10 protein-coding genes and 1 pseudogene are annotated in these 12,445 nt (G+C 42.5%); 4 read left to right on the top strand and 7 right to left on the bottom strand.

Translation table 11 applies throughout. The features are described from left to right. The 3 genes and pseudogenes from ACE1CC_RS12790 to ACE1CC_RS12800 all read left to right on the top strand — a co-directional run. Positions 1–378, top strand: a pseudogene (locus ACE1CC_RS12790) (hypothetical protein); the annotation flags it as partial. Positions 379–470: 92 nt separating this feature from the next. Further along, positions 471–812, top strand: a complete 342-nt coding sequence (locus ACE1CC_RS12795) for a hypothetical protein (RefSeq protein WP_413270820.1) — start codon at positions 471–473, stop codon at positions 810–812. A gap of 2 nt (positions 813–814) precedes the next feature. Then, positions 815–1,000, top strand: coding sequence for a hypothetical protein (locus ACE1CC_RS12800; protein ID WP_413270821.1), 186 nt, complete (start codon positions 815–817; stop codon positions 998–1,000). A 104-nt stretch (positions 1,001–1,104) separates the two neighbouring features. Here the strand turns inward: ACE1CC_RS12800 and ACE1CC_RS12805 are convergent, their stop codons facing one another. Beyond that, the gene (locus ACE1CC_RS12805) at positions 1,105–2,697 is read right to left on the bottom strand and encodes a DEAD/DEAH box helicase (protein ID WP_413270822.1); all 1,593 of its coding nucleotides are present in this window, start codon (positions 2,695–2,697) and stop codon (positions 1,105–1,107) included. Positions 2,698–2,962: 265 nt separating this feature from the next. Between ACE1CC_RS12805 and ACE1CC_RS12810 the strand changes: the two genes are divergently transcribed. Then, on the top strand, positions 2,963–3,235 hold the full coding sequence (locus tag ACE1CC_RS12810) for a DUF2087 domain-containing protein (RefSeq protein ID WP_413270823.1): 273 nt from the start codon (positions 2,963–2,965) through the stop codon (positions 3,233–3,235). A 36-nt stretch (positions 3,236–3,271) separates the two neighbouring features. Here ACE1CC_RS12810 and ACE1CC_RS12815 read toward each other — a convergent pair whose 3' ends face one another. The 6 genes from ACE1CC_RS12815 to ACE1CC_RS12840 all read right to left on the bottom strand — a co-directional run bounded on the left by ACE1CC_RS12815 (position 3,272) and on the right by ACE1CC_RS12840 (position 12,373). Continuing rightward, the gene (locus tag ACE1CC_RS12815) at positions 3,272–4,213 is read right to left on the bottom strand and encodes a ParB/RepB/Spo0J family partition protein (protein WP_413270824.1); all 942 of its coding nucleotides are present in this window, start codon (positions 4,211–4,213) and stop codon (positions 3,272–3,274) included. Beyond that, entirely contained in the window at positions 4,200–4,832 is a 633-nt protein-coding gene (locus ACE1CC_RS12820; protein ID WP_413266369.1) for an AAA family ATPase, read from the bottom strand. Before ACE1CC_RS12820 ends, ACE1CC_RS12815 begins: the two co-directional genes overlap by 14 nt. Positions 4,833–5,151: 319 nt before the next feature. Then, the gene (locus ACE1CC_RS12825) at positions 5,152–7,887 is read right to left on the bottom strand and encodes a pPIWI_RE module domain-containing protein (RefSeq protein ID WP_413270825.1); all 2,736 of its coding nucleotides are present in this window, start codon (positions 7,885–7,887) and stop codon (positions 5,152–5,154) included. 4 nt (positions 7,888–7,891) lie between these two features. Continuing rightward, complete coding sequence (locus ACE1CC_RS12830) at positions 7,892–10,657, bottom strand: ATP-binding protein (protein WP_413270826.1); 2,766 nt, start codon at positions 10,655–10,657, stop codon at positions 7,892–7,894. 26 nt (positions 10,658–10,683) lie between these two features. Next, positions 10,684–11,166 (bottom strand): pPIWI_RE_Z domain-containing protein, encoded by a 483-nt coding sequence (locus ACE1CC_RS12835; RefSeq protein WP_413270827.1) that lies wholly within the window; start codon positions 11,164–11,166, stop codon positions 10,684–10,686. A gap of 220 nt (positions 11,167–11,386) precedes the next feature. Further along, positions 11,387–12,373 (bottom strand): relaxase/mobilization nuclease domain-containing protein, encoded by a 987-nt coding sequence (locus ACE1CC_RS12840; protein ID WP_413270828.1) that lies wholly within the window; start codon positions 12,371–12,373, stop codon positions 11,387–11,389. Positions 12,374–12,445 lie beyond the last annotated feature (72 nt).

The following is a 12,445-nucleotide window of genomic DNA, read 5'->3' on the forward strand; positions in this document are numbered from 1 at the left end:
GACTTGGTAATGGCACAAATTAAAGGCAGACAACCTAGTGGTGCGTTTGCCGTTGTCGGACAGCAGGAAGCAAATTATTATCTGCGAGTCCAAAAGCTTTCTACTGCTTTGGTAAATTATGCCAAATCTCAAAATCATGCAATAGAAATTGATGGAAAACTTTCTTATAAATGGAAGGCTACCACGGAGGGATTTGTAGAAATTCACTCTAAAGATGGGCGGGGTTTGTTGTTAGTTCAGTCTGGTGGCAAGATGCTTACGCAACTATCTGAACGCGATTTAGCTTACTTTGAGGCTATTTTACCCAAACTGCGAGCGCCAGGAGTATCCTTACAGACAGAAAAAGAAAAATTGCGAGATCAGGAAATTGGTGATTAATTTAGAGAAGCATGAAGAGAATCGCACCTAAGCTAACACTTAGCTACTCAAGTATTTATATTATGCTTGTAAGGATTCGATTTTAATTCACAATGCCTATACCATCCGAAATTTTAGCTCTCATTGACCGACTAAATCAGGAACTAGAGCAAACTGAACGAGATGCTACAGAGGGACTTTCCTTAGTCAGACAAAGATTGTCCCGCTTCCCAGACAACGTTGTGCTTACTCAATTTTTTGCTGCTTTGAGTAATATCCTGCTTTTTGTAGAAATATATCGAGGCAGAATTCAGAGTATTGTCGCTCGCATCTCGCCAGAAAATGTACCTAACGAAATAATTCAGGAGGCTGGAGAAGATTTGGGAATCATCTTGGGGCAAGTATTGGAGGTTAAAATAAATGCTAATAGGCTTAAAACTCGTTTGGAGAACTGAGAATGAAACAACCATCAATGAGCGAACAGGAACTAGCCGAGCTAACAGAACTGCTTGAACTTGCCAAATTAACCGAACAGAAAGCTAAAGAATTGTGCGACCTTACATTGGAAATAGACCAAAAATATGAAAAACGTTTGGCTCAGTTAAAAGTTGCTGAGAAATTGAAAGTTGCCGGAATTCCGTAAAAGGATAGGAGGATGTTATAACTTAGCTCATTCGCACTCTTCCCCCTTCTTTTGGTCATATTATTCCGCACCGAACTCAACATCATCTCTCACGATGCTGCGCTTCACTTTTCTACCCAATCAGCCCCAAACTCACATTTCATATATTTAACCACCCATTGTTTAGGTTTATGATTTTTCCCAGCAATAATATTCAAATATTTACGATATTTCGCTTGTTCAGCCGCAGTTGGATTATCACCAAAAATTGCCCCTCTAGCCCAATCAAGAGGCGGGTAAGTGCTGCTTTCATATTCCTCTCGCCACCGTTGAGCCGCCCAAGCTGGAGAAAAACCTTTAGCAAATGCTTCGTTTAACTTTTGGCGATAAAAATAGAATGAATGGCGGTCTTCATCTCTAATCATCCGTTCTAAAGCTTGGATTGGGGTCAGTTTTTCTCTTGGTACAAAATCATAACCGCACTGGTGACAACGAGGTGTTGCAATCCAAGTTAATGCACCGCACCCTCCCCATTCCACCGGACAACATTTCATCGGAATTTCGCCACCTTCTGTTTCTATAGATTCGTTTAAACTTACTTCTCGGAAATCTTCAATAAACCCAAATCTTTTCACTAATCCGGCTTGGTCTAACACTAAACAATCTGTTTTGTGAGGTGATATTCTTAAACCTCTACCTACTTGTTGAAAATACTTGGCTCGGCTTTTAGTCGGTCGGCATAAAAGTACCGCAGATATTTTTGGGTCGTCATAGCCTTCCGCTAAGGATTCACAAGAAGCCAAAACGCTGATTTCTCCTTGAGATAATTTTTCATAGTAAATATTTCGTTCTTTAGGTGACATCGACCCATCTACGTGAGCAGCATGGACTCCAGCATCTCGAAATGAAGATGCGATCGCGCGAGCATGAGCTATACTAACTGCAAAGGCAATTGTTGCCCGACCTGCCGCCAAACGCTGCCATTCTTTCACTGCGGCTGCGATCGCTTCCGGGACATTGCATTTTAGTTCCAAATCTTGAATGGCAAAATCTCCATTCTCTTCCCTTACTTCTGATAAATCCAGTTCACCATTACTGTAGTAAACTGGTCGAGTTAAAAATCCCCATTTAATTAACTGTTCTGGAAAAGGTGCTTTAACCAATCCCGTAAAAATATCTCCTAATTCTTCTTTCTTTGCTAGACGAAATGGTGTGGCAGTTAAACCAATATATATACAGTTATTGGCGGTTACATTGGTACAATCTTTGAGTTTAGGAAAGCGTTTAAGCATGACGCTTGTGAAGCTGGTTAAATGACATTCATCGCAGATAACTAAATCAGGTCTAAACCATTCATCTATTTCCCGATAAGCTAAAGTTTGTACCGAAGCTATTTGTATTCGATGCTGTCTTTCTTCTTTACGCCCTCCGGCTATTACTCCGCAGTTAATTCCAAATAAAACAAATTTTTCTAAAGTTTGCTGGATTAAAACATCCCGATGCACCACAAATAAAACTTGTTGACCGTCCAAAAAAGCGTCATAAATAATGGATGCTGCCATAATTGTTTTCCCCGACCCCGTAGCAGCGACAATCAGGTGGCGTTGGTGTCCGGCTTGGATTTGGGCTTTAAAATCTAATATGACTTGTTTTTGGTAATCTCGCAGTCTTGGTAAATTTTGGGATTTTAAAGTTTTAGAATGCGTCTGGGTTTTCATTTAGATGATTACCAATTTCACGCTCTTTAACTGTTCCGTGTTGCCAGAAAGTGTTAACAGAGAATAATGCCTAAACAATCTCCTTATCTAAAAATAGAAATTTCTCTGCTTGATTTGCTCTTGCTGTTGGTTGAAATCAACTTAAATTGAAATTCTTACCTCAGAAAAAGTACCGCTATGTCTAATGTAAGAAATTGCTCTAACATTCTCGCTCTCAAGACTAATAGAATATTGCTAAAACTAAGCAAGGACGAGACATTGACTGATGAGCGAACTAGCAAATTACCTCGACTCACAAGGGCGCATCACCGAATGGCCTTCTTTGCGTAACAAAGGTAAGTTCCAACAACTAGTGCTGGAATACTTAGCCTCACGCTTTGAAGTTGGTATTATTTACTCAGAAAAAGAAGTTAATGCCCTACTTAACCAGTATCATAATTTCCAAGACCCTGCCTTACTACGCCGAGAAATGATCTTGCCGTCGGTTAATAGAAAGGACGCGAGACTGTCAAGCTTACTGGCTCCCTACTGCACCTGAATCTGATGCTCGCAGCTAGCTAAATCTAGCTATTATTTAACTCTGGGTATCCGCATCAGAAACGAGTGCTTCTATCTGTGCCAACAACTTTTCCAAACTTTTCTGCTTCTGCGGATCGTCCCAAACCTGGGATTTCTTTAATAAACGATAGCTACTATCCACTCGACTTTTTAAAGTGGGATTTTTTTGGACTTCAGCCACTTGAGGACGATTCAGAGCCGCTACCCTTTCCTTGATTTGAACCAACGACAAATCAAGCTCAACTGCTTCATCCAACAAACGGCAACGGGCATCTATATCTTTCACTCTGGCAATAACTTGGGCTTTAGTATAGGCAATCTTACCCTCTCGTAGTGCCGCTTTGATTTCTTCTGGCAGTTTCAGTAACGGCAACCGAGTCGTAATGAAAGATGACCAACTGACTAAACCCAAGGAGTCAAATAAAGCTTGTATCGCTTCCCCTTCGGAGTTAGTCAAAACGTTTTGACTAACTAACCCACTATTTTCATTTCGCATCCGGTAAAGCCGATTTGTTACTTCTTCTACTTTCATCTCTAACTTAAAAGCCAGTAATTGCAAAATCCCTTCCGTTTCTTCAACCGGACTGAGGTCTTCCCGTTGTAAGTTTTCAATTAGCGAAAATTGTAAAGCTTCAATATCAGTCAGTTGGCGAATCGTAACCGGAACTTCAGTTAACCCAGCAGCTTGGGCTGCTCGATAACGCCTTTCTCCGGCTACCAGTTCGTACTGGTTAAGTTGTTCGGGTAGTGGACGCACCAATAATGGCTCCAATATGCCGTGAGCGCGAATTGATTGAGTCAGTTCCTCCAGTTTTCGTTGGTCAAAATAGCGTCGGGGCTGGCTTGCTGGTAAGGTAATCGCGGTTATCAGTAAAGACTGGGGGTTTTCCACAGAGGTAGAGACAACCGACTCTTCTCCAAACACAAATTCTTTCAAACTACGCCTATTTGCTGCCATTTAAAACCTCCAGGGATTCTTTAAACAAGGACTCGTAATCTTTGGCAGCTTCTTTGGCTGCTGCTCCCGACATTTGGAAGACTGTGCGCTCCTGTCCGGGAGCATCAGCAAGACACTGCCTCTGGTAGATGGTACTTAGCAGGGGAAAGTTGCTTTCTTTGAGCAGTTGTTTGGCTTCTTGTAATAATAGAGTTCCTTTGGTAGCGCGGCTCAAAAACATTGCCGCTTTCGGCATTCCGCCTCGCAGTTCTTGGGCGTGTCGAATAAAGCGGAGAATTTTCGTGCTGCTATGAAGGTCAAGTCCAGAAGGTTGGCAGGGAACCAATGCTAAATCACACCGAGCCAGTATAGCTTTGGTAACTTCGCTCAAGCTACCTGGGCCATCAACTACTACGGATGAATATTTTTGGGCTAGTTCGGGGAGAACTTCAAATAACTCTTCAGGGTCGCTCACTACTTGGTACGGTAAATCCAATGCTTTGAGCCAAGTGGAGCTACTTTGTTGCGCGTCGGAATCTACTAGGAGTACGTTTCCTCGTTTTTGTAGCCAGTAAGCCATGTGTACGGCTGAGGTCGATTTTCCCACTCCGCCTTTTTGATTTGTGAAAGATATGATCATGGTTCTGAATTTTTGGGTAAACGATTAGGTACTGAAGCGGATAATCTAGTTGTTTATTGCCTTTTGTGCTAAGTAACTACTTTTAGGCTACTTGAATGGGAAGAATTGGAAGTCCAAGCACTTTCCTCTATGACGCTGTTTCCTAAAGATACGACATTTGATAATAGTCTTTTTTGTCTGGAGTTGTAACTGGAAAGTGATTTAGCTACTTTATATTACCAGTAGTTAATTATTGAAGAAACAAAAGAGAGCCAACCAACCTGAATAACTATCGATTATGTTTTATCAGTGCATAATTTAAAAGCAAACTTCTGAAGGGTTAAAATAGTCTCAATTGCTCTATGGAAGATGAAATAACTTCATCTTCTGCCTCATTGTCGTCAAACTCTATTTCTAAATCTTCACTATTCTCTTCGCTTTCAGTTTCCAGGCGTGTAATGTAGTCTCGAAAGTGCGTAGCCTGATGCAGAGGTTGAGGAAAAGCAGTCGTTATTTCTAGATCTAGGAAAGGAGAAGATTCACGCAGACGATGAACAGCTACTGACCAGTCAACTAAGTTATCCCCTGGCTGCAAGCAAAGCCATTGAATTTCTAAAACAGATTGGTTCCAGCCAGGTTTTGTCATCCGATCGCGTTTGCGGGATGCAGTTGGGCGTTTGGCGGACTGGGGAGAACGTCCAATAGAGAATACAGCAGTACTGAAATCTGGGTTATGGTATAGCCCAGAATAACGGTTGAAATTAGATAAAGGACATAAATCACTGACTAGATTATTAGATGAGTAGCGAAGCCTCGCAACTCTTATCTGGCTCAAATCCTTCATAAAAAGTAAGTTTGTATGCCAGCCATTTTGAGTAGAGTTGCCCGGTGTCTGACATAAGTCAGGCAAATCCTTACGAATGTTTTGATCGTCAAACATCAGTAGCGTAGGCCGCTTGATTGGATAGTCTCGAAAAACGCATTCTATGAAGTTACGGATCTGATCGCTATCGTACTTCAGGGAATGGTGGCGCTCAAGATTAGCGATTTGTAGCAATGCCTCATTGTAAGGTAACCGGATAGGTCCGTGTTCGCTAGGTAAATAAACTTCTACCTGACTGCATAGATAGTCACCATCGAGCAGAATTACAATTGGAAGATTGACATTATCTTCCTTAAAGTTACGCGCATTGAGACGAATAATGTAGATTCCTAAAATGTCCAATCGCTCGGGCAATTGGGTGTTGTAGAGTCCCGTATAAAATGGGATTCCCAAAGGAAAATTAAGTTGTCGTAATAAATCTAGTGTTGTGTTCAAGCACTTTTTGTGAAGTCCACTTTCGGTAATCTGTTCGTTGGGGGCGAAGAACTGTAAAAGTGTCCCATTGTAAGCATAACCCCAACGAATGCCAGGTTTAGGATCTTTGAGGCGTTCCTTACTTTTAACTTTACGGTAGTCCAACAATTCGACAATAATGCCGTGCTTAGTATTAGTCAAAGGAGATGACTTCTTGAGATCGGCTTCAATCCGACTGGCACGACTTTGGTTAGCAGCAGCAGCTATACCTTTACTGTACTTATTCTGTAGATCTAAAGAAGCAATGTGTTCCTCTGGTAAAGAGTCTAAAGAAATGTTGACTCGGTAGCATTGTCCAAGTTGATTGGTAAAATCCCAAGAGCTTTCATTAACTTGAGTGAGCTTCCCCTTAGTTTTTGGGCTACTCAAAATTTCCTGTAAAGCATTCACAAAAATTTCTTTCTGAGTGCAGGCAATCTGAATGTGATACGTTGATGAAGATGTACTAGGTGGGATAATCAGAGGACGAGTTCTAGATGATAACCGCTTCTTAGACTGGCGTTTGATATCTATACGATCAATAATGGGAGCCTCTTTGATACCGACAGGCATCATCCTCGAGATCCGCTTAAACAATTCATAGCGGTCAGCCGCTTCAATCCCAGCTTTCACTGCATAGGAACCGAAGGTATTACGATAAACCATTAGCAGTTGAGGGGCAGATGACAGAGGAGCTTGCAAGAATGCTTGAGGCTCCGGAATCTCAATACTGGTAAAGTTGGATAAAATTTTACCCAGCCGTCCCTCCCAATGCAAATCATCGTGCCGAGCTAGTTTGAGCTTGACCAGTGTAGTGTCGGGAGTGGTTGCTGCTACCAAAGGTTGCTCTTTCATCCAATCTATTTCAGTCACAGCCAGGTAAGCACTACTACGCTGTCCCTTGGGAAAACGAATTTTGTGACAATTTTTAGTAGCATCCCACTCCACTAGAGGACGGGTAAGATACCGACGAATTCCAGCTTTCATCAGTAGGAGATTGGGCGTTTTGCCATCCGAGGGGGCTAATCTAAGTCGAATATAGAAGCTAACCTTGCCCTGCCAAGCATACTTAGGATGCTTAAAATCATCTGGATGCCAAGTGACTAACGTAGCTTCGTTAGTATCGGGGTCAGCAACATAGACCAAATTCCATAAGGATTCATGTCCCTTGCTGTCATGCAAACCTAGCCGAAATTTTTGAGTCGTGAGCCAACGGGCTACCAGATGCGGTAGTAGGGATTGCAAAATATCAATAGGAGCGCTGTTGAGGTCAAGAGGTTGCCAGTTAAGACTATCCAATGCTGGTTGCATATCCTTGGCAAGCTTTTGGGCAACTAGATGTTCGTAATTTTCTCTGAGCCAAGTACGTATTAATCTACCCAGTTGAGAGATAGAAATTAGACCATTACGGTCAGTTGCTGCTAGCCAGTATGGGGGACGTTGATTTGGCTCTCTCCTAAAAGACCCCGGAAAAATATAAGTAATATTAGGAGCACAGCCTTTGATAGCAGCATAGAGACTTCTAATCGGAGGAGTTTCGTCAATATGTGCCAGTGGATTGAGCAAGTCAACCCAAGATGGAGGTAACTCTAAGGTATAAATATTACCAAAAATACTCAAGTCAGCACCGTCAATTATCCACCCTAATGCTTGCAGTTCGTTAACTGGAGGATATTTTTCTTGTTGCTGCTGACTAGATGAATTGTTTTGATGGTCTTCGGTAAGTTGCTTACTATACATAGTCTCAATTAAGCATACGAGTGAGTCGATCGTAGACAGCTCCGTAGAGAATGGAGGCGAGCTCCCGGTCTAATTCCGGTAAGCCCGATTCCACTTGGAAATAAGGAGCTAAAATATCTCTCCAGCCCATCAATAAATTACGTTCGGGGCTTTCCGGGTAGAAGGCAGCATCGCAGAAGAAGACGTGCATTTCCACATCTCCACGGCAGGCTCGTCCTAACACCTGAGTCAAAGCAACAATTTGATCCCAACAAATTTGCTGCCATTGCTGTGGGTTCAGAGCAGCGGACTCGAAGCCACTGGTTTGGAGTGCCTTGTACCATAAGGCATGGGCTGTTTTCCGAAGTTGCCCGATCGCAGCAGGAGCATTACCTCCATCGAGCAACGGTCTAACTGCATTAGGACTCAGGTAGTTCTCAATTGCCCATTTATTGATAGCTTTGAGATGTCGGCTGACATCGGTAGGATTAGGATAGGGACGAACCAGGAAGTAAATGCTACCCAGAAACGCTGTTTTAGTTACTGGATCGAGAATGTTGTACGCTCGTTGAATCGAAGACAAAGGGGACGCAAGTATATCAACATTATGGTAGGGCAGTTCTTCCACTAAGGAGCGAGACAACAACCATTCTTCCTCAGCCGTAGAGCGATCGCTCTGCAAGCACTTGATTCGCCCCTTCCATTGATGACTACTTTGTAAAAAATCACTGATATAGCGGGCTTCGGCATAGCTACCTGTTAAAAGCAAAATACCTCTGGCTCTACCAGCCTCTTTCCAGTGAGCCAGCTCATTCTCCAGGTGAGAGCGTTGGTTGTTTCTATCCAAAGCCAAATAGCGAATTAGGTTAGTGAGAGCTTCATATCGGTTAGAACCAATGCCAGAACCACTAACATGAATTTTATTGCCCTGAACGTCGGGTACAGTCAACACGCTAAAGTGGCTGTTTCGGATCGCATCTTGACGTTTCTGAGATGGTACTAAAACTGCATGAGGGGCAATATTAATGTGAAATGATGGGGACTCTGGTGCCCAGGAAGTAGCGCTAGTTAACAATGTATGTGGGCCATATTGTCCGGTTAAAGGCAAATATAGGTAGGGGAAACCCAGTAGCAGGAAGCGCCCTAAATTTAAGCAATTAAGATGTCGCAATGTACCCTGAACGGGCTGATTAGTGCTAATAGCTGGTTGCTCAATAAATTGATATCCTAGTAGATTTCCTAAAGGGGATTCTATACCAATATCAGTAAATTCTTCAGGAGCATTGTTAGCAAATGCTTGTTCCGGCTTAAGTTCAGGAGCATTATTGAGCCAGTAGCGAGTGATATCGTTTACCAGCTTATCAACTCCAGTCAAAATAACAGCAAATGCTAACTTTTCCAAAAAAATTCTGGCTGATTCTGTTGCAGGGAGAGGAGAAGGTAGAAAAGGCTCAATCCAATTTTGTAGGGCTAATATTAAACGTTCTCCCTGATTCAAAACGTGACAAACAATCTGCTCAAGTTGAGTAGCTGGGCTTAAAGATGTACCAGCAGAAGGGAACTCCTGGTGAAACTTTTTAAAAATGTCTTTAAGAAGAACAATGTGTTGCTGTAGTTGTTCTTGGGGAATCTGTGGGTAAAAGCTTTTTAGCTCAGACAGAATACGATCGTATGCAACCGTATTATAAAGAGGTTTATTAGCCCAATTTTTTAGATGAGGATAATCCAAAATTAAGGAAAATAACTGTTCGCATAATCGATTAGCTTCTTTGGTTGTAAAATTAAGCTCACGAAAGCGTTTATCAGCCAAACTCATTTTTCCATTTCTATAAGAGAGTTCGACGAGTTGAAGATTAATGGAGTCAATTAAAGACTTGGGAGTACCACATAGATCGTTGGTGGGAGTAAAACGCTCTTCAATACTCAATTGCACCCGATCTACTTCATCAACAATAACTAAATGACACCAGTGGTAAATCGCTTCAAGTGCATACATTCGTGTCTGTACTAAGCTGGTTGGCATGGTGGTGAAGAGAAGAGAAGCGGGGGTAGCAACCCAGACTTGAGCAGCGATCAGATCGCGACTAGACTGATGAACTGGACAGATAGGCATTAGTGGGCAGCTATAATAGGTAGGAGTTGTTCGGTAGTCCTGTTGAATCCGCTGAAAGTTTTTTGAGGTTACGAGTCGGCGACAGGGTTCATGACCTGGTGGAATATCACTACTACTATAGGTTGCTAGAGGGCATACACCTGTGAGCCACTTAAGGGCAGGTTCATCAATTTCTGGACTATTTGGATCGAATAAAATACCAGGATCGAGCTGTTGCCGATGTGCCATTCCGTATTGGCTTTGATGGCTCTCACGGTCTTTGCCCAAAATGGGAGCAGCAGAGATCCCTATTTGAATGAGTTCGCTGCACAAATCCAAAGCATCTGTAACAGTGTTAGCAATTACAGCAATACGGAAAGTCCGATCTTGCTGACATAAATTAGTGATTAGCAGTGTTAGAAAAGTACTCTTACCAGATCCTGTTGGGCCAAGTAGATGAAACAGCCGATTGATTTCGATAATAGAAGGATTACCAGTAGAATTAGGAGAAAGCAGGCGGAAACTATTTTTCAGATTGTCAAACCTTTCTAGCCAGTTTTGCTCTGGAAATTGCTGATGAAGGTATTGAGCGGTGTTAGCTAGACTGTCGAGATCGACTTCGATGGTATTAGGAGGAACAGCGGTATTTCTGGCGCGAGGAGTCTCAATTGCTGGAGATTGAGCAAGAATTGTTTTCATTCCAGCGATCGCTTCGTCAGGAATTGTTACACTGACATATTCACTACCATTGTGAAAGAAATACTCCTTACCAGCCTTAGCGAGCCGAACGTTAGGTTCTTTACGATGGGGATGTTATGAAGAGCATCAGCAATTACTGAAGTGCGTTGAGGCACATAAGGACTGCTGATTCGAGTGTAGCTGCCATCAGGGAAAAGTCGATATCCTCGTACAACTTCAGGTAGGGTTTTGTACCAATCAAGGATATGGTTCCAAGCAGTACGAGTACGAATATAGTTACAGCGGCAACGAACTATTAGGGCTGACTGGATAAATTTAGGGTCGTCATTAAGCTCGGGGGTTACGTAACCTGTCAATAAAGACCAAGTATCTGCTAATGGAAAGGGAGCGGACTGGAAACTAGAACTATTAGCAGCAATTAGTTCATGCAAAGCAATAACAAGTTCAACTTCAAATAACTTCTTACATTCCGAGTGGCATAGTGATAGGATTGGCTGTGCCTTCAACAACCTGTCTTCGAGTTTCTATTAATCCAACAGCCAGTCGGCTAAGAATTTGCTGGGGAAGAGAAGATGGCATAGCGATCGCAAGTATGAGCCTTCGTTCTACAGTATAAATGCTTTCTCAAAAAAAGTAGTACAGATGTTTTATTAAAAATCGGCAACCACAGGCGATCGCAGCATTACATAGATCATGCCAACACTTATACAATCAAAAGTGTATTGAGCCTCAAAGCTCTACCTCAGTTTGTTGCTTCTGGCGCTGCTTTTTAGCTTCTTGGGCTATCTGTTTACGTCTCATATCAATTTCCAAAAAGTGGCTGACATCGCTATGAATCAGCTTAGGGAGTCCTACAGATGTCCAATACCCATTTTGATTAACAGCCCTCATTTTGATCCGAGAATTTTTGTTATCCATCAGTACTAATTGGTCGTCTTCCCAATAAGCAGTATGGTGTTGACCTACCAATCTTGTTTGATTGACTAGACAATCTGCGATAATTGGAGCGATCGTCCTGACCAGCTTCTGTTGTGACAAACGTTCTGACAAACTTTTTAAAGTGTAAGCTTTTCCCAGCTGATAACCCGCAAACCATATCCCATCTTTTTCAAACTTAATTCCCCGTGAAGTAACCACAGTAGTAACACCAACATTGGATAGAGTTTCACCAAGACTTGTCACCTCTTGGACTCTTGTAATCGCAGAATCGATCGCATTTTGAAGTTGCAATCGCACATTAGGAACACAATCTATCTGGTTGGAATCCAATTGCTGCTGTAACTGCCTGGTTCTTTGCGCTTGTGCTGTGGTTAATTCTCTGTGCTTTGAATCTCTGCTATCAATCACCCTAGTCAAATTGTATTCTTCTCGCAATTCTTGCAGCACCATTTCGTACCGCTGCCAATCTTTCCAAGCTGACACCACTCGGCAGTCAGTCAAACGTACCCGATTAACGATTACATGATAATGAGGGCGTAATTTTCCCTCTGGCGTAATTGTATCATCGTGACGGGCTGCCACCCACTGACAATCCCCATATCCGCAACGTTTAACCATATTTTCAATTAAATCAAATGCCTGCTTGTCAGAAAGTCGATCGTCCGGGTGAGGAGAAAGCGATAAATGTAAAACCGGATAACGAACGCGATGATTGAACGCACCCCAACTAAATCGGAGATTATAGTTGGGGATTCTTGCGCTAGGAAACCATAAGATTTCTCAGCGTATCCAGAGTTACTGGCGTTCTCAGTGTGTCGTTGGAACTTTTGCCAACGAACACTCTAGAAA

Source organism: Floridaenema aerugineum BLCC-F46, assembly GCF_041929345.1.
Lineage (GTDB): Bacteria > Cyanobacteriota > Cyanobacteriia > Cyanobacteriales > Aerosakkonemataceae > Floridanema > Floridanema aerugineum.